The sequence below is a fragment of the Nocardia asteroides genome, from assembly GCA_019930625.1.
GTDB lineage: Bacteria > Actinomycetota > Actinomycetes > Mycobacteriales > Mycobacteriaceae > Nocardia > Nocardia sputi.
The window spans coordinates 1,605,761-1,626,462 of the sequence record CP082844.1; the positions used below are offsets into that span (position 1 = coordinate 1,605,761).

General features: G+C 69.9%; 15 protein-coding genes. 9 read left to right on the forward strand and 6 right to left on the reverse strand.

What is annotated here, in order from left to right; translation table 11 throughout:
• Positions 1–65: 65 nt before the first annotated feature.
• The gene (locus K8O92_07545; GenBank protein ID UAK33779.1) at positions 66–1,985 is read right to left on the reverse strand and encodes a VanW family protein; all 1,920 of its coding nucleotides are present in this window, start codon (positions 1,983–1,985) and stop codon (positions 66–68) included.
• A gap of 295 nt (positions 1,986–2,280) precedes the next feature.
• Between K8O92_07545 and gnd the strand changes: the two genes are divergently transcribed.
• Positions 2,281–3,309, forward strand: coding sequence for a decarboxylating 6-phosphogluconate dehydrogenase (gene gnd, locus K8O92_07550; GenBank protein UAK33780.1), 1,029 nt, complete (start codon positions 2,281–2,283; stop codon positions 3,307–3,309).
• 226 nt (positions 3,310–3,535) lie between these two features.
• Here gnd and K8O92_07555 read toward each other — a convergent pair whose 3' ends face one another.
• Positions 3,536–4,858 carry an acetyl-CoA C-acetyltransferase gene (locus K8O92_07555; protein UAK33781.1) on the reverse strand — a complete coding sequence of 441 codons (1,323 nt, stop codon included), beginning with the start codon at positions 4,856–4,858 and terminating at the stop codon, positions 3,536–3,538.
• A 208-nt stretch (positions 4,859–5,066) separates the two neighbouring features.
• Here K8O92_07555 and K8O92_07560 point away from each other — a divergent pair, with 208 nt between their 5' ends.
• The gene (locus K8O92_07560) at positions 5,067–6,425 is read left to right on the forward strand and encodes a 3-oxoacyl-ACP reductase (GenBank protein ID UAK33782.1); all 1,359 of its coding nucleotides are present in this window, start codon (positions 5,067–5,069) and stop codon (positions 6,423–6,425) included.
• The gene (locus K8O92_07565) at positions 6,425–7,312 is read left to right on the forward strand and encodes a dehydratase (GenBank protein ID UAK35502.1); all 888 of its coding nucleotides are present in this window, start codon (positions 6,425–6,427) and stop codon (positions 7,310–7,312) included. Before K8O92_07560 ends, K8O92_07565 begins: the two co-directional genes overlap by 1 nt.
• Before the next feature lie 78 nt (positions 7,313–7,390).
• Here the strand turns inward: K8O92_07565 and K8O92_07570 are convergent, their stop codons facing one another.
• From K8O92_07570 to K8O92_07580, 3 genes are all read right to left on the reverse strand, one after another.
• Positions 7,391–8,650, reverse strand: coding sequence for a DUF5685 family protein (locus K8O92_07570; protein ID UAK33783.1), 1,260 nt, complete (start codon positions 8,648–8,650; stop codon positions 7,391–7,393).
• Positions 8,651–8,760: 110 nt separating this feature from the next.
• Positions 8,761–9,360, reverse strand: coding sequence for a TetR/AcrR family transcriptional regulator (locus tag K8O92_07575; protein UAK33784.1), 600 nt, complete (start codon positions 9,358–9,360; stop codon positions 8,761–8,763).
• A gap of 98 nt (positions 9,361–9,458) precedes the next feature.
• Complete coding sequence (locus tag K8O92_07580) at positions 9,459–10,619, reverse strand: glycoside hydrolase family 3 protein (protein ID UAK33785.1); 1,161 nt, start codon at positions 10,617–10,619, stop codon at positions 9,459–9,461.
• Positions 10,620–10,944: 325 nt separating this feature from the next.
• Between K8O92_07580 and K8O92_07585 the strand changes: the two genes are divergently transcribed.
• From K8O92_07585 to K8O92_07605, 5 genes are all read left to right on the forward strand, one after another.
• Positions 10,945–11,433 carry a universal stress protein gene (locus tag K8O92_07585; protein ID UAK33786.1) on the forward strand — a complete coding sequence of 163 codons (489 nt, stop codon included), beginning with the start codon at positions 10,945–10,947 and terminating at the stop codon, positions 11,431–11,433.
• Positions 11,434–11,486: 53 nt separating this feature from the next.
• Positions 11,487–12,581 (forward strand): isochorismate synthase, encoded by a 1,095-nt coding sequence (locus tag K8O92_07590; GenBank protein UAK33787.1) that lies wholly within the window; start codon positions 11,487–11,489, stop codon positions 12,579–12,581.
• 171 nt (positions 12,582–12,752) lie between these two features.
• Positions 12,753–12,923 carry a DUF2613 domain-containing protein gene (locus K8O92_07595; GenBank protein UAK33788.1) on the forward strand — a complete coding sequence of 57 codons (171 nt, stop codon included), beginning with the start codon at positions 12,753–12,755 and terminating at the stop codon, positions 12,921–12,923.
• Positions 12,904–17,283 (forward strand): alpha-(1->3)-arabinofuranosyltransferase, encoded by a 4,380-nt coding sequence (locus tag K8O92_07600; GenBank protein UAK33789.1) that lies wholly within the window; start codon positions 12,904–12,906, stop codon positions 17,281–17,283. The genes K8O92_07595 and K8O92_07600 overlap by 20 nt, the downstream gene beginning before the upstream one ends.
• 119 nt (positions 17,284–17,402) lie before the next feature.
• Positions 17,403–17,903, forward strand: a complete 501-nt coding sequence (locus tag K8O92_07605; protein ID UAK33790.1) for a DinB family protein — start codon at positions 17,403–17,405, stop codon at positions 17,901–17,903.
• 9 nt (positions 17,904–17,912) lie between these two features.
• Here K8O92_07605 and K8O92_07610 read toward each other — a convergent pair whose 3' ends face one another.
• Positions 17,913–19,097: an acyltransferase gene (locus tag K8O92_07610; protein UAK33791.1), complete on the reverse strand. Its 1,185-nt coding sequence runs from the start codon at positions 19,095–19,097 to the stop codon at positions 17,913–17,915.
• Positions 19,098–19,299: 202 nt separating this feature from the next.
• Here K8O92_07610 and K8O92_07615 point away from each other — a divergent pair, with 202 nt between their 5' ends.
• Positions 19,300–20,460 carry a DUF3068 domain-containing protein gene (locus K8O92_07615; protein ID UAK33792.1) on the forward strand — a complete coding sequence of 387 codons (1,161 nt, stop codon included), beginning with the start codon at positions 19,300–19,302 and terminating at the stop codon, positions 20,458–20,460.
• Positions 20,461–20,702: the final 242 nt, after the last annotated feature.

Here is a 20,702-nt window from a genome sequence, read left to right on the forward strand (position 1 = left end):
GCGAATCCGCCCTGTCCAGCGCGGGACGGAGCGGATTCGCTCGGCGTGCGTTCGCCGCTGTTTCCTCACTCGCACTTCACGATGGGAATGGGGTCGTACTTCACCGTGCGGGTCTTGCGGGAGACTTCGCGGCCCGTCTTGCGGTCGGTGATGACGCGGGTGTCGGAGATGGTGAAGCCGGGTGCGCCTTCGGAGGCGATGCAGTCCTTGCCCTTGGGCAAGGTGATCGTGTTGGGTTCGGTGGGTTTGGTCTTCTCGCCGGTGATGGATTCGACATCGACCGTCTTGGTGCCCCACAGGCGGACGGTGATTTCCGAGTCGGTCGCGAAAGTCTCGATGTAGATGCCGGTTTGCGAGTTGTTGCGGAATGCGAGGTCGATCGCGCCGTCGAAGACGGTGGCCTCGCGGGCGGCGGGGTAGCGGGAGATGTAGTAGCTGTGCTCGGTGTGGCCCGCGTCCTCGAGGCCGGCGAAGTACGCCGCGTTGTAGAGCGTGGTGGCGAACTGGCTGATGCCGCCGCCGACGGCGGTGCTGGGACGGCCGTGGTCGATGATGCCGGACTCGACATATCCCTCGGCGGTGCCGCGCGGACCGGTGAACTCGTTGAGCGAGAACGTCTCTCCCGGCTTGACGATCGCGCCGTTGACCTTCCTGGCCACGGTGCGGATATTGACGCCGGAAGGGCCGCTGAAACCACCGGTGGTGAACGATCCGACGGTCTCGATCACGCCGAGACCCTGCGCGGCCTCGGTGGTCAGTTTCGGTTCGATGCGCTCGTAGACCGCCTGCGCGGTCCGCTCGCCCGGGGCGACCAGCAGTGCGGTGAACTGTTCCAAGGTCTTCGGCCAGTTGATCTTGTCGCCGACCACGGCGGGGACCACTGACGGCTTGCCACCGGACACCGCGAACGTCGCGTCCTTCGGCTCCACTTCCGTAGTGGCGAGTTGCGGCGCGAGCAGTCCGATCGCGGCGTCCTGATTCACCGACACTGCCAGACCACCCTGCCCGTCCGGCGCGAAGGTCAGGACGGAGGCGATCTGCTCGGGATCGAGCCTGGCCGCGCCGCCCTTGCCGGCGAACGAGATCGGCGCCTGCACGGCGGGTTGGGCGATCTCGCGCAGTGCCTTGTCGACGGCTTCCGGACGCACGCCCAATGGGGCGGGAACCACCGGGAGATCCAGCGTCGTCCCGGTGATCCAGCGGTCGGCCAATTCCGTACGAGCGGCGGCGGCGTCGAGCACTCGTCCGGGGACCGGCGGCACCGCGACGGGTCTGGCCCGGTCGAAGGTGATGGTGCCCTCCACCGAGGGGCGGTCGTGCACCCGCAGCTCGGTCAGCTGACGATCCATGGCCTGCTCGTCGACCGCGCTGACGATCGCCACGTCGCGCGTAGTGAAGAAGGAGGCGAGCCGGGTGAACGGATTGAGCGGCTGGGAGCCGATCCGCGACCAGGTGGCGTCCCAGTTCACGGCCAGTCCGGCGGCGCTCGGCACGATGCGGGTCTGCACGTCGCCGATGCGCAGCGGCAGTTCCCGGCTCGTCCTCGGATCGAGTTCGGCGCGCAGAGCGGCATCGGCCGCGGACTTGTCCATGCCGCCGACGTCGACGCCCGCGACGACGGTGCCGCGCGGCACCTCACCCGCGGACAGCACCCAGTCCACCGCGTATCCGAGACCGGCGACCGCCAGGACGGCGCCGACGGCGATACCCGCTCGGCGCACGAGCGCGGTGTCCCGGCGCTTCGGTGGCGGAGTGGAGATCGGGCGACGCGCGGGCGCACGGCGAGGTGCGGGCGGCACGGGCCCTCGCCGGGTAGTGTGCAGAGGCTGAGTGGGCTGCGCGTCGCCGCTCCACGCGACCGACCGGTCCGATCCTTGGGGTTGCTCCGCCCCGAGGAGCTGGCGCCGTCCGACTTCGCCACCAGGGTGTGGGCCGTGTCCTCCGGTGCTCGGCTGGCTCGTCACGAACCGTCCTCCCCGTTCCATGGAATTGTGGACCCGCACGATGCGAGTCCCCGCCAACGATAGTGGTCCCTACCGACAGCGGTCGGCACAGCTCGGGCGTAGAGCAAATCCCGCGCAAAGAACCGGGTACACCACACAAAGAGGCCCGCGCAGTTGCCGGGTCGGGGGTCTGGCAACTGCGCGGAGCCGACCTGTTTATCGGTGTGCCGCCAGGGGCGTTACACCCGCGGGACGAACCGTGACCGATCCCACGCGGGGAGAATCGAGAGGAGGGACGACCCGCCGCAAGACTTCGCATACAAGGGAGATGGATGGCATGCAGTTGGGAATGATCGGCCTCGGCCGGATGGGCGCCAACATCGTGCGTCGCATCGTCAGGGACGGACACACCGCCGTCGGGTACGAACGTCACTCCGCTCACATCGACGAACTGCGCGCCGAGCTCGGGGACAACTTCCGCGGCAGCACCGATCTCGCCGAATTCGTCGGCATGCTCGAGACCCCACGCGTGGTGTGGGTGATGATTCCCGCCGGCGCGACCGGTGCGGTGATCGAACAGGTCGCCGAACTACTCGAGCCGGACGACATCGTCATCGACGGCGGCAACAGCCGCTATCACGAGGACATCCGGCGCGCCGAGCAGCTGAAACCCAAGGGCATCCACTACGTGGACATCGGCACCTCGGGCGGGGTGTTCGGCCTGGCCCGCGGCTTCTGCCTGATGATCGGCGGAGAGACCGAGCCGGTGAAGTACCTGGACCCGCTGCTGAAGTCCATCGCACCGGGCCTCGAGGCGGCCGAACGGACCGCTGGACGCACCGGCGAGCCGTCCACCGCCGAACTGGGCTACCTGCACTGCGGGCCCGCGGGTGCGGGTCACTTCGTGAAGATGGTGCACAACGGCATCGAGTACGGGGCGATGGCCGCCTACGCCGAGGGGTTGAACATCCTCCAGAAGGCCAACTACGGAGCCGAGCACCCCGGCGAGTTCTCCGCGGAGGAGACACCGCTGGAGCACCCCGAGTACTACCGGTACGACATCAACGTGCCCGAGGTCACCGAGTTGTGGCGGCGAGGCTCGGTGGTCGCCTCCTGGTTGCTGGACCTCACCGCGGCCGCGCTGCACGCGGACCCGAACCTCGATTCCTACAGTGGCCGGGTCTCCGATTCCGGAGAGGGCCGCTGGACCGTCGATGCCGCCATCGACACCGGCGTACCCGTACCCGTCCTGGCCTCGGCCCTCTTCGCGCGCTTCTCCTCCCGAGGCGATGCCCAATACGCGGACAAAGTGCTCTCGGCGATGCGCAAAGCTTTCGGAGGGCACATCGAACTGCCCGGGAAATGAGGCGGTTTCCGCTCCGCGCATGAGCCCGAGAGCGGCGGACTACGGCCCGGTCCGCGAAATCGGCGGATTACTGCCGCCAACAACCTCTTGCCCGGCCTATGGGAGCCCGCCCCGCAGCGATCGGCGAAATACCGCTCACCGTTCTCACAGCTTACAGACGGCAAGGCGGTATGGGTCCGCTTCTTCGAACCCATACCGCCTTCGATGCCTACCTGCGAGGAGTGGTCTAGCGCTCGAGGATGGCGACGACGCCCTGGCCGCCCGCGGCGCAGATGGAGATCAGGGCTCGGCCGGAGCCCCTTTCGGCGAGCATCTTCGCGGTGGCGGCGACGATGCGGCCGCCGGTGGCGGCGAAGGGGTGGCCCGCGGCCAGCGACGAGCCGTTGACGTTGAGCTTGCTGCGGTCGATCGAGCCGAGCGCGCCGTCGAGGCCGAGGCGCTCCTTGCAGTAGGCGTCGGACTCCCACGCGGCCAGGGTGGCCAGGACCACCGAGGCGAAGGCCTCGTGGATCTCGTAGTAGTCGAAGTCCTGCAGGGTCAGGCCGTTGCGGGCGAGCAGGCGCGGCACCGCGTAGGTCGGCGCCATCAGCAGGCCGTCGGGACCGTGGATGTAGTCGACCGCGGCGACCTCGCTGTCGACCAGGTGGGCCAGCACCGGCAGCTTGCGCTCGGCCGCCCACTCCTCGCTGGACAGCAGCACCGCGGAGGCGCCGTCGGTCAGCGGAGTGGAGTTGCCCGCGGTCATGGTCGCGTCGCCCGCCTTGACGCCGAAGACCGGCTTCAGAGTGGCCAGCTTCTCGATCGAGGAGTTCGGCCGCAGGTTGTCGTCGCGGGTGAGACCGAGGAACGGCGTGATCAGGTCGTCGAAGAAACCGCGGTCGTAGGCGGCCGCCATGTTCTTGTGCGACAGGTAGGCCAGCTCGTCCTGCGCCTCGCGCGGGATGCCGAACTCCTTGGCGGTGATGGCGGCGTGCTCACCCATGGACAACCCGGTGCGCGGCTCGGCGTTGCGGGGGATCTCGATGCCCAGCATGCTCGGGCGCAGCTGGCCGACCAGTTTGAGGCGGTCTTTGTTGGTCTTGGCGCGGTTGGCGTCGAGCATCCACTCCCGCATGCCCTCGCTCACGCCGATCGGAGCGTCCGAGGTGGTGTCGGTGCCGCCGCCGACGCCGGCCTCGATGCGGCCCGCGGCGATCGCGTCACCGACGGTGACGATCGCCTGGAGCCCGGTGCCGCAGGCCAGCTGCAGGTCGTGCGCCGGGGTGTACGGGCTGAGCTTGCTGCCGAGCACGCTCTCCCGGATCAGCCCGTGCTCGCCGACCCGCTTCAGTACGGCGCCGCCGACGACCATGCCGAGCCGATCGCCCTGCAGGCCGAAGCGGCTGACGAGACCGTCCAGCGCGGCGGTGAACATGTCCTGGTTGGAGGCGTGCGCGTACGCCTTGTCCGAGCGAGCGAACGGAATCCGGTTGCCGCCCACGATCGCGACCGGGCGGGTGGTCTTACCGGTATTGGCGGTGCTCTTCGCCGAACGGGCTTTGCTAGTCACTCGAGTCTCCAAGGTCTCGTGGATGGATGTCCCGGTGGCCCGGTCCGGCGCGGACATTCCGCGCTGATCGGCGCCCCGTCGCGGTTGTTTACATTAAACTTACTCTGGAGTAAGTTTAATGTCGACACGTACCCCGCAAATGTGCGCCAGCAAACCACGCCGGGGCTACCCCAGACCCGAGAGACTGAACTCAGAAAAGGTAGGAATAGTGGCAGCCAGCAAGAGCAAGGGTGCTCCCAACCTCTACGGATCGTTCGTACACTCCGCACCTGGCGCGTTCCTGGCCAGCAAGCTCAACCTTCCGAAGCCGGAGGCATTGCGCCGCTACGTCAAGGGCGAGCCCGCGCTGCCGGGCCCGGTGCTGATCGGCGGCAAGGGCCGGGTCGCCGAGCCGGTGCGCGCGCTGCTGTCGGACTACACCTTCGCCGACGCGCTCAGCCCCGAAACCAAATACGGCGCATTGGTGTTCGACGCCACCGGCATCGGCACCATCGAGGACCTCTCGCAGCTGTTCGAATTCTTCCAGCCCGCCCTGCGCAGCCTCACCCCGTCCGGGCGCATCGTGGTCATCGGCACCACGCCCGAACTGGCGTCCGGCGTGGACCAGCAGATCGCGCAGCGCGCGCTGGAGGGCTTCACCCGCTCGGTGGCCAAGGAACTGCTGCGCGGCTCGACCGCTCAGCTGGTCTACCTGCACCCGGATGCGTCCGCCGCGGCGACCGGCTTGGAGTCGACCCTGCGCTTCCTGCTCTCGGCCAAGTCGGCGTTCGTCGACGGCCAGGTGATCCGGGTCGGCAAGGACGACGCGAGCGCGCCCGCCGACTGGGACCGCCCGCTGGACGGCAAGGTCGCCGTGGTCACCGGCGCGGCGCGCGGCATCGGCGCGACCATCGCCGAGGTGTTCGCCCGCGACGGGGCCCAGGTGATCGTGGCCGACATCCCAGCAGCGGGTGAAGCGCTGTCGGAGACCGCGAACAAAGTGGGCGGCACCGCGCTCGCGCTCGACGTGACCGCGCCCGACGCGGCGGAGAAGCTGGCCGAGTTCGCCACCGAGCGTTTCGGCGGCATCGACATCATCGTGCACAACGCGGGCATCACCCGCGACAAACTGCTGGCGAACATGGACGAGGGCCGCTGGAACGCGGTCATCAACGTCAATCTCGCCGCGCCGCACCGGATCACCGAGGGCCTGGTGGCCAGGGGCGCGCTGAAGGAGGGCGGTCGCGTGATCGACGTGTCCTCGATCGCGGGCATCGCGGGCAACCGCGGCCAGACCAACTACGGCGCCTCCAAGGCGGGCGTCATCGGTATGGTCGACGCCGAGGCGCCGAAGCTGGCGGAGAAGAACATCACCATCAACGCCGTCGCGCCCGGGTTCATCGAGACCGCGATGACCGCAGCCATCCCGCTGGCCACCCGGGAGGCGGGCCGGCTGATGAGTTCGCTGCTGCAGGGCGGTCAGACCGTCGACGTCGCCGAGACCATCGCCTACTTCGCGAGCCCGGCTTCCAACGCGGTGACCGGCAACGTGGTGCGGGTCTGCGGGCAGAGCCTGATCGGAGCATGATGACCCAGGCGCAGGCAGGCCGAGAGAAGACGCAGGTGATCGCCCTCACCGAACCGCCGAAGAACAGCCGCCTGTTCGCGAAGGCCGCACTCGGTGCGGTGCCGCTGCTCTCGGCGCGCAAGCCGACGCTGCCGGACCGGGCCGTGCAGCTCGAGGGCCTGCGGGTGGATCCGGATCATCTGGCCGCCTATTGCCGGGCTACCGGTCTTCGGTTCGGCGACGCGCTGCCGCTGACCTATCCGTTCATCCTGACCTTCCCGCTGGCGATGCAGCTGGTGGTGGCGCGGGATTTCCCGTTCGTGGCGGTGGGCGCGGTGCACGCGCAGAACGTCATCGAGCGCACCCGGGACATCTCGGTGAGCGAGCCGCTGGACATCCGCACGCACATCGAGAACCTTCGCGAGCACCCGAAGGGGCTGCTCGTCGACGCGATCAGCGATGTGAAGGTGGGGCGGGAACTGGTGTGGCACCAGGTCACCACGTTCCTGCACCAGCAGCGCACCTCGCTGTCGGGCGGGCCGAAGCAGGAGCCGAAGCCCGACGAGGTCCCGCCGCCGCCGCTGCGCACGTTGCGGGTGGATCAGAAGACGATCACCCGCTACGCCGCCGCGTCCGGTGACCACAACCCGATCCACACCTCGGCGTTGGGCGCCAAGGCGTTCGGCTTCCCGAGGTCGATCGCCCACGGCATGTGGTCGGCCGCGGCCATCCTCGGCGCCGTCGAGGGGCGCATCCCGGAACACACCACGTACTCGGTCAAGTTCGGTAAGCCGATTCTGCTGCCTTCCACCGTCAACGTGTATGCCGACCAGGCCGAAGGTGGTTGGGATCTGGCACTGCGCCACCCGAAGAAGGGATACCCGCATCTGACGGCGACCCTGCGCTGAACGATCCGCTGAGCCGCATCCCGATCTGGGTGAATCGGGATGCGGCTCAGTGCGTTCGGCGAGCTCTGCGGGTGCGGATCAGCAGTCGCAATTGCAGTTGCAGCAGCCGCAGTCACCGCAATTGCAGCAGCCGCAGTCACATTCGCCGCAATCGCCGCAGTCGCAATTCTTGATCCAGGCGTCCTTGCGTTCGCCGGTGCACGGCTGAGTGTGGTCGGCGCAGCACGCGTACCCGGTGCAGTAGCCGCCCAGGATGAGCGCGAGGGATTCGCCGACGCCCGGACGACGGGTCGGCGGACGGCTCCCGGTTCCCGGTACGCGGGCGCGAACCTCGGCGCGCGGCGAGCCTTCGGTATCGGGCGACGCCGAGCAGGTGTGGGCGGCGAAGGTCCCCAGACCGTGACCGAGCCGCCGCAGCACCGCGGTCAGCGGGTCCAGCAGCATCCAGCGGACGGTGGGCACCCGGCTCAGCTCGGCCGCCGCGACGGCCGCGCGCAGGCGCGAATTCGATTGCCGCAGCAGGTCGTAGGCCTCGGGCACGGTGATGCCGGTGATCGCGAGGGGGTTGAAGCGATCATGGGTGGCGTCGTCGTCGTAGTCGGCGACGGCATCGGCCAGATGCGCGATCCGGCCGAACTCCCACCCTGCCTGCCGCAACGCATCGATATTGCCCGGGCGGTCGGCCAGCACGGCGGTGTGCGCGAAGAACGACGAGGCGCACAGCTGGGTCGGCGCGGTCAAGCGGTCGAGCGGATCGGCCGACGGCCCCATCGCCGAGCGCCAATGCGGCGAAGCGGCAAGCGATTCCGGCTCGAACCCGGCCGACCCCGCCCTGCCCGAACCGCCCACCGCGACTTTCGCCTCCTGCTCCAGTCGCACCTGCGCGTTCAGCGCCGCGACGAGCGGTTCGACGTCGAGACCGATCCGCTCCGCGCCCGCGCGGGCCTCCCGGTCCCAGCGCGTCGCGGCTTTCGCCAGCGGCGCGCGGGCGAGCGCGGCAACCTCGCCGTCGTCCACGTGGTCGCGAATCTTGGCCGCCGCCAACAGTAGTGAGGCGGTGGTGGCGAGCTGAACGCCGGGCGAATCGGCGGTGGCCACCGACGCGCGGCGCATTCCCCGCAGCGGACACGGCGCCGCGGTGGTGCGTGCCGACGAACCGGACTGCGCCTCGGTGAGCATGCTCAGCACCAGCGCGTCCTTGTTGGTGGTGGCGCGGGCGAGCTGACCGTGCCCGTCCCGCAGCCCGAGACACAAACCGCACAGATGCGCACGCCACTCGGCCGCATCGATTCCGTACTTCTGAGCGCCGTGCGCACACGGCCTGAGCAACCCGAACACTTCCGCCCCGTTTCTCCCGGCTCGATCGAATGAGCCGGTCCGCGTTTTGCGAACTCACGCACTGTGGCAGGAGGGAGGCGCGGAAGCAACCAGGGTGGGAAAAAGGCGGGCTACTCGGTCTTCTTCCGGCCCGCCAGGCCGCGCCAGGCCAAGTCGTCCAGCAGGTCGACCGCCTCGGCGACTTCGATGCGGCCACTGGCCAGCCGGTCGGCGATGGCCTCGCCCGCGCCGATCACCGCGACCGCGACAACGTCGAAGTTCGTCCCCGGTTCGGCGTGCTTGGCGCTGGACTCCAGCAGTTTGGCGGTCAGCTCGATGACGCGTTCGCGCGCGTTCTCGATCTCCGAGGCGAACGCCTGCTGGCCGATGGCCTGCCGGTAGAGCACCTGCCAGGAGCGCCGGTTGCGGTCGACGAAACCGAGGAAGCCCTCCAGCGCGGTGCGCACCTGCTCGTGTGGTGTCAACAACGGGTTGCCCGCGGGCGCGACCGATTCGATGAACCGCAGCCCCTCCCGCTGGATGCAGGCACGGAATAGCTCGTCCTTGGAGCCGTAGTACAGATAGAGCATCGGCTTGGAGATCTTCGCCTCGGCGGCGATCGCGTCCATCGACGTGTCGTGGAAGCCTTTACGCGAGAAGACCTCCACGGCGGCGTCGAGCATCTGCTGCTCGCGTACAGCCCGCGGAAGTCGCTTCGTACCGCCCGCCATCAACACTCCTACCACAGGTGAATCTCATATATTACTCCAAGGTAAGTTCCGGCGGTCCGATTTGCTCACCAGTCGCCCGACTCGGCCGTGCGGCGCGCTCAGCAGCGCGGCAGCGCACCCTTGAACGCGGCCATGCGCAACACCGAGGCATCCACCTGCGCCATCGGCAGGCGCCCGCTCGACACGGCCTGCTCCAGCCGGTCGAGCACCTGAGGCACCGCATCGGTGGTGATCCACAGGGCATTGTCCGCGCCGGCGAGCAGCGCGGCTTCGACGGCGTCTTCGATCGACATCCGGCTGGTGATCGCCGCCATGCCGCCGAGATCGTCGGTGAAGATCGGTCCCTGGAACGCGGCGGCGCCGTAACCGGTGCCCTCGCGCAGCAAACGCATCGTTTCCGGGCTGATGCTGGCGGGGACGTCCGGTGTGGTCAGTCCGGGCACGTCCAAGTGACCGACCATGACGGCGGCGCCCGAACCGACCAGGTCGCGGAACGGCGCCAAGTCCACCGTCTGCATCTGCTCCAGCGGCGGGGTGCGCACCGCGCCGGTGTGCGAGTCGCCCGAGGCGGAACCGTGGCCGGGGAAGTGCTTCATCACCGTGCCGACGCCGACCTCGCGCATAGCCCGGACGTAGGCGTCCGCGTAGCGGGTGACCACCGCCGGATCGTCGGAGAAGGAGCGGTCGCCGATGACCGTGTCGTCGGGCTGGGAGCTGACGTCGACATCGGGGGCGAAGTTCACCGTCACGCCGAGGTCCTTCAGCGCCCGACCCCTGGCCAGCGTCGCGCTGTAGTACTGCTCGGGACTCATGGTCTGGGCCGTCTCCCGCGCCGACGGAGCCGGGCCGATCAGGTCGCGCACCCGCGAGACGCGGCCGCCTTCCTCATCGATGGTGACCATCAGCGGTACCTTGGCGGCCTGTGTCACCTGCGTGATCTGCCCGGAACCGAGCAGCGCCTCGTCGGTCCAGCCGCCCACGAAGATGCCGCCGATCTGCTCATCGCGCACCACGCCGGTGGCATCGGCGGCGCCGGTGACGCCGACGGTCAGCAACTGGGCGAGTTTCCCGCGGGTGGTGAACTGCGCGAGGTATCCGGCGTTGCAGTCCGGGGGCGCCGAGCCGGTGGCCGGGATCGCTGCGGTGGTCGCTTCCGGCGTGGTGGTGCTCGACGAGGCCGACTCGGTGGAGCCGCCGTTCGAGCAGGCGGTCGCGACGGCGGCGAGAACGGCGAGGACGAGCAGAGGCGTCTTCCGCATAGAGGCCAACCGTACTCGTCGCGAGGTGCGCGACCGCAGTCGCTCCAGCCCTACCGGGCAGGTAACTCGCGCGCGGCACCGAATGGCCGTCCCGGCGCGGGGCCGCCTCGGAGCGATTTCGTGTCGCCGCCCTCCGGCAGCGCGCCGGCGCCGGCCGCGCGCCGCCTGCCGTCGCTCACGCCCGGACGGGATACACCGGACATCACCGCGGCCGGGTTGGTCGCGGCCCGCGTTCTCGCAGGTGGAAGCCGGAAAACGAGCCGGTTGACGCGCGCCGCCGAGGGTAACCTCATGGTGTCGGCATGCGCCTGCCCAGGAGGTCATCGTGCCCTGCGATCTGATGCTCATCGCCTACGACGGCTCGGAGAACGCCAAACGCGCCGTCCAATACGCCGGGCGATTCCTCAGCGCGAATAGAGCCATCGTGCTGACCGCCTGGGAGCCCATGGTGCGTCAAGCCGCTCGCCTGTCCGGGCTTTCGGGCGTCATGCAACCGGAATGGGTGCCCGACGACCAGCTCGAGGACATCGCCTACGTCGACGCGCGCGCCACCAACGCCGAGGGCGTGCGGCTGGCCGAGTCGGCGGGACTGAACGCCGAGGCGCGCACCGCCGAATGCACCACGACCATCTGGAACGCCATCGTCGATTGCGCCGACGAGCTGGACGTCGACATCATCGTCGCAGGCACCCGTGGCGCCACCGGGATTCGCGCGCTCCTGCACAGCAGCGTCGCCGACGCCGTCCTCAAGCACTGCCACCGCCCCGTTCTACTGGTCCCACCGGGCAAGAACTCCCCGGCCGCGCACGCGTGAGATCTGGATCGCTCCAGCGCGATGGGGCGCGTCGACGGGGTTAGGTTGGGGTCATGGATGGGTTCCTGCTTGCTCGGGCCGACGGAGTTGTTCGGGGTCATGGGAGCCGCGTCTTCTTCGACGACGCGCGAAAAGCGCGGGCAGCGCTGCGGGAGGGCCGCGCGGAGCTGGTCGTCGGTGCGTTGCCCTTCGATCCACGCAAGCCCGCCGCGCTGTGTGTGCCGGAGCACGCCGAGCACACGGCGGGTCCCTGGCGGCCCGCCGCGCTGCCGGATCTGCCCGACGTGCGAGTGGTGGCCGAGATACCGAGCCCGGCCGAGCACGTGGCGCGCGTGACGAAGCTGGTCGAGCAGCTCAACGATCCCGCGCAACCACTCCGCAAAGTGGTCGCGGCGCGTTCGGTGCTGGCCGAGGCGCGTTCGGCGCTCGACCCGGAAGTCGTCGCCGGGCACCTGCTGACCAGGCATCCGCACGCGAACGTCTTCGCGGTCGACCTGACGCCCGCCGGACGCCCCGGCGCCACCCTGGTGGGGGCGACGCCGGAGGTGCTGATCGCTCGGCAGGGCGACATCGTGACGCTGCGCCCGCTCGCGGGCACCTCGCCGCGGCTGCCCGACCCGGATGCCGATGCCGCCCAGGCCCGGGAATTGCTGACCAGCACCAAGAATCGCGACGAGCACGCGTTCGTGATCGACTGGATCCGGGCGCGGCTCGGCCCGATCTGCGCCGAACTGTCGATTCCCGACACACCGGAGCTGGTCAGCACCCATGAGGTGTGGCACTTGGCGACGCCGATCACCGGCCGCCTGAGCGACGCCACGATCACCGCACTCGAGTTGGCGCTGCTGCTGCACCCGACGCCCGCGGTCTGCGGCACCCCCACCGATCTGGCTCTGGACACAATCACGCAGATCGAGGAAGACCGCGGGTTCTACGGCGGCGCTGTCGGCTGGTGCGACGCGGACGGCGACGGCGCCTGGGTGGTCGCGATCCGCTGTGCGGAACTCTCGGCCGACGGCCGTACCGTGCGGGCGCACGCGGGCGGCGGCATCGTCGCGGCCTCCGACCCGCAGGCGGAACTCGACGAGACGACCGCGAAACTGCGCACCCTCCTCGACGCGCTGCACTGCGCTCTGCCCTCGCGCTGAAGCGCCCGATCGGGACCGTCCGGCAGCAGCGTGCCGAGCTGCTCGGTGCGCTCCAGGCGGCGGTCCGCCGGACAAGCCGCCGGAGATTCGGCGGCCTGAACGCATACAAATACCGGACGCCCTGCTAGGTTGACCGGGAACGTGCCTGCATCGACGTATTGGAGTGCCGCGATGAAGTTTGCTGTCCCTGGTGTTGCGAGTGCCGTCGCGGGCGCCGTGCTGGGCGTTATCGGTGTCTTCCTGATCACCATGGCGATCCAGCAGAACACGCGACCGGACATCGACCGCAGCGGCGACAAGGACTCCTCGCTGCTGAACAACGTTGAGTACGGCAGCCGCTGACCCGCTGACCTCCGCTTCACCCGCCGACTCGCTCGGATCGCCCGTGGCGCCGGGGCAGCACAGCACCGCGCCGCTGGGCAGACGTTGGTTCGCCGCGACCGTCGTCGCGGCGTTCCTGCTGACCTTCGCGCAGGCGCCCGGCCTCACGGTCGCCGACACGAAATACGACCTGGCGCAGAATCCGCTCGGCTTTCTCGCACGCGCGAGCCATCTGTGGAGTAGCCAGGCGCCGATGGGCCAGGTGCAGAACCAGGCCTACGGATACTTCTTCCCGCACGGTGCGTTCTTCTCGCTCGGCCATGTGCTGAACGTGCCCGCCTGGGTGACGCAGCGGATCTGGTGGGCGCTGCTGCTGCTCGCTGGATTCTGGGGGATCGTCCGCCTCTGCGAAACGCTGGGCATCGGGACGCGCGGGTCGCGCGTCGTCGCCGCGCTCGCCTTCGCGATGTCGCCACGGGTACTGACCACCATCGGGTCGATCTCCTCGGAGACGCTGCCGATGATGCTGGCGCCGTGGGTGCTGCTGGCGCCCGCCGCGCTCGGCGTCGCCCGGCGCGACCGGCGGCGGGGCGGAGCCGCCTCGCCCGCCGGAAGCGCGCTGGCGCTGGCCTTGATGGGCTCGGTCAACGCGGTCGCGACGGTGGCCGCCTTCCTGCCCGCTCTGCTGTGGTGGGCGTCCTACCGGCCGAACCGGCGGTGGTGGCGTTTCACCGCGGCGTGGATCCCGTTGCTGGTGCTGGCCACGTTCTGGTGGGTGGTGCCGCTGCTGCTGCTCGGCAAGGTGAGCCCCCCGTTCCTGGACTACATCGAGTCCTCGGGCGTGACCACACAGTGGGCGTCGCTGGGCGAAGTGCTGCGCGGCACCGACAGTTGGACGCCGTTCGTCTCGCCGGAGCGTATCGCGGGCGCGGTGCTGGTGACCCAGCCTGCGGCGGTGCTGGCGACCGGGTTGGTCGCGGCGGCGGGCATGGCGGGCCTGGCTCTGCGGTCCATGCCGTATCGCGGCAGGCTCGTGCTGATCCTGTGTGTCGGGCTGGTCGGTATCTGCGCCGGATTCGTCGGTGAGCTGGGTGGACCGTTCGCGGAGTCGGTGCGCGTCTTCCTGGACTCCGGCGGCGCCCCGCTGCGCAACGTGCACAAGCTGGAGCCGCTGATCCGTATCCCGCTCGTGCTCGGGCTGGCTCAGCTGCTCGCCCGGGTTCCGCTGCCCGCCTCCGCGCCGCTGCCGGTCTGGCGCGGCGCGTTCGCGCACCCGGAACGGGACCGCGCGGTCGCGGTCGCGGCACTGATCCTCACCGCGCTCGCCCTGTCCACCTCACTGGCCTGGACCGGCAGACTCGCGCCGCGCGGCGCCTACGACCACGTGCCCGCGTACTGGCAGCAGACCGCCGACTGGCTGGCGGACAACGCCGTCGACACCCGCGCTCTGGTGGTGCCCGGCGCTCCCTTCGGCAGCCAGGTCTGGGGACTCACCCGCGACGAACCGCTGCAAGCGCTGGCCGAAACCCCCTGGGCGGTCCGCGACGCGGTGCCGCTGAACCCGCCCGGCACCATTCGCGCGATGGATTCGGTGCAGCGGCTCATCGCCGACGGCAGGCCCTCGGCGGGGCTCGCCGCGACACTGACGGCCCAGGGCATCGGCGTCGTCGTCCTGCGTAACGACCTCGACCCGGAGACTTCCCGCTCGACCCGGCCGATACTCGCCCACCAGGCGCTCGACGGCTCGCCCGGCCTGCGCAAGGTGGCCGAGTTCGGCGATCCGATCGAATCCGTGGTGATCGCCGACGACCTGGTGGCCGACGGCGACCTGCGCCCGCCGTACCCGGCCATCGAGATCTACCGGGTGGACGCGCCGGGACCGGGCACGCCCGCCGAGGTACGAGGCGGAACCGGCGCACCGGAGGCGTTCCCCGGCGCGTACACCGTTCCGCTGGGGGACGTTCCGGTCGTCCAGGGTGGACCGGAAGTGCTCGAGCGAATGCATCGTGACCCGGGCGCCAACCGGACCCCCACCTTGCTCGCCGCCGACGCGGCCGAGGCCGGGTTGCCGATCGGCCCGGTGACCGTCACGGACACGCCGATGGATCGCGAAGCCGATTTCGGCCGGGTGGACAATCACAACTCGGCGCTGCGCGCCCCCGACGACGCGCGCCGCACGCACAACCTGGTGCCCGATTATCCGGTGCCCGGCGCGGAACTGGTGCGCGGTGAATGGTCCGGCGCCACGATCACCGCGTCGAGTTCGGCCGCGGACGCCACCCAGCTCGGCGGAGCGGCGCCGGGCAGTTCGACCGCGGCCGTCGTCGACGGCGACCCGGCCACCGCGTGGATCAGCAACGGCATCGAACGCGCCCTCGGCCAGTGGCTCCGGCTCGATCTCGATCGCCCCATCCGAGCCGGGCAGCTCAGCATGACGACCAGTTCGGCCGCCATCGGCGACCCGATCAAGTGGATCGAAGTGCGCACCGCGAACGGCACCGTCTCGGTCCGGGTCTCCGAACCCGGTGTGCCGGTCTCGGTTTCACTGCCCGCGGGCCGCACCGAGTGGCTGACCATCACCGCCATTCGAACCGAAGGCGGCTCCGGCGGCGGGCAATTCGGCCTCAGCGAACTCGCGCTGGACGACTATTCGCAGCGCGACGCGCCCGTGCGGGTAGACATCCGGCACCGGACCGTGGTGCCGTCGGGTCCAGCCGACGCTCGCGTGCGGGCGTGGGATCTCGGCCAGGAATTCCCCGGCCGCAGCGCGTGTTTCGACGCGCCCGACCGGGTGCGTTGCAGCAAAGGTCTGGCCCTGGCGCCGGAGGAGCCCGGCACGTTCCAGCGCACGCTGACCGTTCCGGAGCCGATGGCGGTCTTCCCGGAACTGACCGTCCGCACCAGGCAGGGTCCGGCCCTGGAGGCGCTGCTCACCGACCGCGCCCGCCCGGTGGCCAGGGGCAAAGCCGACGTGGGCGATTTGCGCGGCGCCGCCTTCGCCGCGACCGACGGCGATCCGCGTACCAGCTGGACCGCACCGGAGGACTCGGTCCGCGAACTGACCGGCGGCAGGCCGACCCTCACGATCGAGCTGCCCGAGCCCGCGCTGGTGACCGGCCTGGAACTGACCCCATCGCTCGGCGGCCTGCCCGCGGCGCCCACCTCGGTGACGGTGAATCTCGGTGACGGTCCGCAAGTGCGCGAGCTGGACGACGGCGATCCGGGCGCGCCGACGCGAATCTCCCTGCACCCCACCGTGACCGATCGCATCGAGCTCAGCATGCGGACCTGGCGGCCGGTACTGGACAAGACCGCGCTCGGCTTCGTGCAGACCCAGCCGTCCGGCCTGGCGGAGGTGACGGTCCTGGGGCCGGACTACCCCACGGCCGCGCCACTGGACCGCGAGATCACCGTCCCGTGTGCGCTGGGCCCGACGATCGACGCCGGCGGGCGCACTTTGCGCACCACGGTCACCGCCACCGTCGGCGAATTGCGTTCCGGCGCACCGGTTCCCGCCCGGGTGTGCACCGACGACGCGGCCGAGCCGGAGTCCGGGGCACCGGGCGAGCTCGCGCTGCCGCAGGGCCGGGCCGACGTGGCGGTCGGGCCGACGGACCTGTTCTTCGTGGATCGGCTGCGCTTGAACCGCTCCGGGACGGAAACCTCCGCTCCGCCGGTGTCCGACGCCCGAACCCGCCTGCTCGTGCTGCCGCTGAGCACCAACGTCGGATGGCGCGCGACCAGCGCGGACGGGCGCGCGCTCGAACCGGTGGTGGTCGACGGCTGGCGGCAGGCCTGGCTGCTGCCTGCCGATGCCACCGGCCCGGTGACGGTCGCTTTCCCGGTCGATCGCTGGTATCGCCTCGGCATCTTCGGCGGCCTGCTGCTGCTCCTGCCGCTCGCTGTCCTGGCCGTCCCCCGTCGCGGCCGCGGATCGACCCGCACCGATGCGGTCGAATCCGAGCAGGTCCGCGCCGACACGCACTCCCCTGCCCCCGACGCGCGCGGCGAAGTGCCGGATACCTGGGGCCGCCGCTGGCTGGGCGCGGTGGGACTCGCCGGTGCGACCACCGTGATCGCCGGTCCGGTGGGCGCGGGCGTCACAGTGATCGCCTTGGCCGCGCATCGTTGGACGTCGTATCTCCCCGCCCGGGCCCTCGTCGTCGTCGCGGGTGTGGGCACGATGCTCTCGGCCGCCGTGCTGTCCACCGGTCCATGGCGCTCGTCCGAGGGTTATATGGGCGGGTCCTTGCTGGTGCAACTGCCCGCCCTGGTCGCGATCGTCGCGGTGGGAGTCGCGGCGCTGCCCCGGCCGAAACGCGCCGAACGAGCCGGTGGCGGCCGGTCGGAGGATGCCGAGCCTTCGGCGCCACCGCGCTGACCGCTCACCGGTCGTCGTCACGCGCCGACGCGCCGACCGGAACGCACGAACGGTCTCGGGTCGCCGAGGCGCCCATTCGCAATGCGACGCAACGGCACTGGTTGCTAACGTGACCACGCGTGAACACCTGTGCCGAATGCGGTTTCGTCTACGACTTGGCTTCGGCGGCCGACGTGCCGTCGCTGGCACGGGAGCACGCCGTGGAATACGCCGATCTGCTCGGTAGCGACAGCGGCAGACTACGACAGCGCGGCAAGCCCGATGTCTGGTCGCCCCTGGAATACGCCTGCCACATGCGCGATGTCCTGCTGGCCCAGCGCGAGCGCGTGCTGGAGGCCCGCCGCTCGGACAACCCGACCGTCACGCCGATGGGCCGGGACGAGCGCGTCGAGTACGACGGCTACGCCGAGCAGAATCCCGCGGACGTGGCCCGCCAGATCCGCGACGCCGCGCTGCTGTTCGCCAACGTGCTGGAGCGGCTCGGCGACGACGACTGGGAGCGCACGCTGCGTTTTCCCTACCCGGAGCCCGACGAGCGTTCGCTGCGCTGGCTCGCGGTGCACACCCTGCACGAGCTGCGCCACCACCTGGTGGACATGCACCGGCAACTGGACGGCTGACCGCGACGATCAGGGCGCGGGCTCGGGTTCCGCGGTTCGCCGGACCCGGTCCCGGCTGCGGACCCAGCGCCGCACCGGCTCCTCCACCAGCGCGTAACTGGCCGCGGCGACCGGAAGGGTGATGGCGACCGTGAGCACCAGGACGTAACCGAAGTCGCCTTGGAAGGGCAGGATGCCGAACACCGGGAACACGATCGACAGCACCGCGAGGTGCCAGATGAAGATGCCGTAGGACCAGCGCCCGAGCGCAGCGGCCACCGGCGACTCGAGCCAGCGGTGCCCGCGCGCCGCCGGATCCCGCAACACCAATGGCGCGAGCAAGGCGAACCCGATGACCGCGCCGAGTCCCATCTTCACCACGTACTGCCAAGGCTCGGCCCGAGTGAGCCCGGCGGGACCGGCCACATCGGTTGCCGCGAGCAGAAAGGCGGCCGTCGCGACCGTCCACATCAGGGGCTGATTCGCCCCGATTTTCCACCAGCGTGATAGCCGAACGCTATGTTCGGCGAGCTCCGCCAGGAGCATGCCCGCGGCGAACCAGGGCAGATAGCCGGGCAACCAGTTGTCCGCGTGGATCGCGTCCGGAGTCGGCACCGGAATGAAGTTCCAGCCGAGGCTGACGACGGCCACGGCGAGCAGCACCGGCACCCGCAGGCGCGCCGCTGACCCGCGCAGGCGCACCAGCGCGAACGCCAGCACGGGCAGCACCAAGTAGAAGGCCACCTCCACCGACAGACTCCACATCTGCGTGAGACCGTCGGTCAGCGTCAAGGGCACGTAGATCTGCAGCAGCGCCAGGTTCGACACCCACACCCGCAGGCCCGCGGTCCCGGCGGCGCTGGGCAGCAACACCAGGACCGCGCACACCACCACCCAGTAGGCGGGCAGGATGCGTGCGGCACGATGCCGCAGGTAGTAGCCGACGGGCGGCGCGGAGTCGAGTCCGCGCGCGGCCGCGGCGTGCGGCCGCCAGAGCAGGAACCCCGACAGCGCGAAGAACACCGCCACCGCCATGTCGAACCGTCCCCACACCCGGCCGACGACCGGCGTGCCGGATTCTCCGGTCTGGAAGGCGACGTGGGTCAGCAGCACGCCGAGCGCGGCCATCCCGCGCATGCCTTCCAGCGCGGGCACGAACGCGCGCGGGCGCACCCGTTCTCCGGCGGGCGTGGGGGTAGGCAGGGTCGCTGTCATCGGCTCCAGTCTGCCTTGCGAATCCACAGTTGATAACCCGACGTTTCAGATTTCGCGTTAGACTCGGGCGATTTCTCGGCCGTTTCCGGCCTCGACGCGGCATAGTACGACATCGGACTGTTAGTGTCGGGGCTCACGAGTGCCGCGGCCTGCCCGCAGTGCTCGCCGGAGCGACCTGTGTTCTACGACGAGGAGAGTTTGCATGGCACTGAGTGCCGGTACCAGAAGGACGGTGGCCTGCCTGCTCGTGGGTCTCGGCGCGTTGCTGATCGTCGCCGCAATCATGATCCCGACCTACACCGTCGACAAACTGGCGAAGACTCCCCTCGATCTGGAGATCACCACGATCGCGACGAATCAGCAGGGGGAGGACAGCCTCGTGCTCGACTCCAAGTCGCTGACCGCGCCGGAGGGCTCGGCCAAGGTCGATACCAACGTCCCGCTGGTCTCGCAGCGCTTCCTCACCGTCGAGGAGCCCGCCGACGCCCAGCAGATGACCGTGCAGGCGGGCCAGACGCTGCGGCGCATCGACAAGCAGGGCGACACCGGACTGCTGACCGCGACCATCGACCGGGTCACCATCGACCGCGTAACCGGCATGCCGGTCGACACGGACCCGAACGGCTCCATCGCGGTGACGACGAACCCCCAGGGCGAGAGCATCGCCGAGCCGGTGCAGCACACAGGTCTGCAGTACCGGTTCCCGATCGGCACCGAGAAGAAGAGCTACCCGTACTTCGACCTCAACACGCGTAAGACCTACGACGTGAACTTCATGGGCGAGACCGAGGTCAACAACACGAAGGTCTACCACTTCCAGATGTCGGTGCCCGCCACCAGCCTCTGGGACGTCGTGCAGGCGCCGACCAACCGGCTGAGCCTGCCCGCTGCCAAGTGGGGCGTCGAGGGCGGCGAGGCCCCGGTGACCATGACGCGCTACTACACCAACACCCGTGACCTGTGGGTCGAGCCGGAGACCGGCACCGTGGTCAAGGGCGGCGAGGCACTGCACCTGTACTACTCGCGCACCGCGGACAAGCCCGAGGTCACCGCGCTGAAGTCGCACCTGGTGTTCGACGAGAACACGATCGAGTCGCAGATCTCGGTGGCCAAGGAGAACATCGACAAGCTGTCGCTGTACGGCCGCGTCATGCCGATCGTCCTCGGCGTCCTCGGCGTGATCGCGCTGATCGCCGGTGTGGTTCTCGGTCTGCGCGGCGGCTCGGCTGCGCGGCCTGTACGGGCGGGCGGCGCCCCTGGCCAGCGTCCGAGCGGCGCGGCTTCATCCGGTCCCGCTCCGCGTGGTAACCGTGGCGCCGACGATGCGCCGACCGAGCAGATCCGGATCAACAAACAACCCTGATCCGGCTGACCGCCTCTGAATTCGGCTCCCCCGCCCTGCGGCTGGGGAGCCGAACTCGTTTCGGTGTCCGCGCGCTTCGGCGACACGAGCGTGCCTCGATTGATCGGCAGCATCGCGCCCGCACGCCGGGACGCGAGGCGGCCGAAGCCCGCTCGGCTATCTCGCCCTCGGGGTGGGATGGACACCCCCAACTCACTCGGCCCGGTGGCGAAACAGGCAGCCAACCGTCGTGGCGTCCTCCT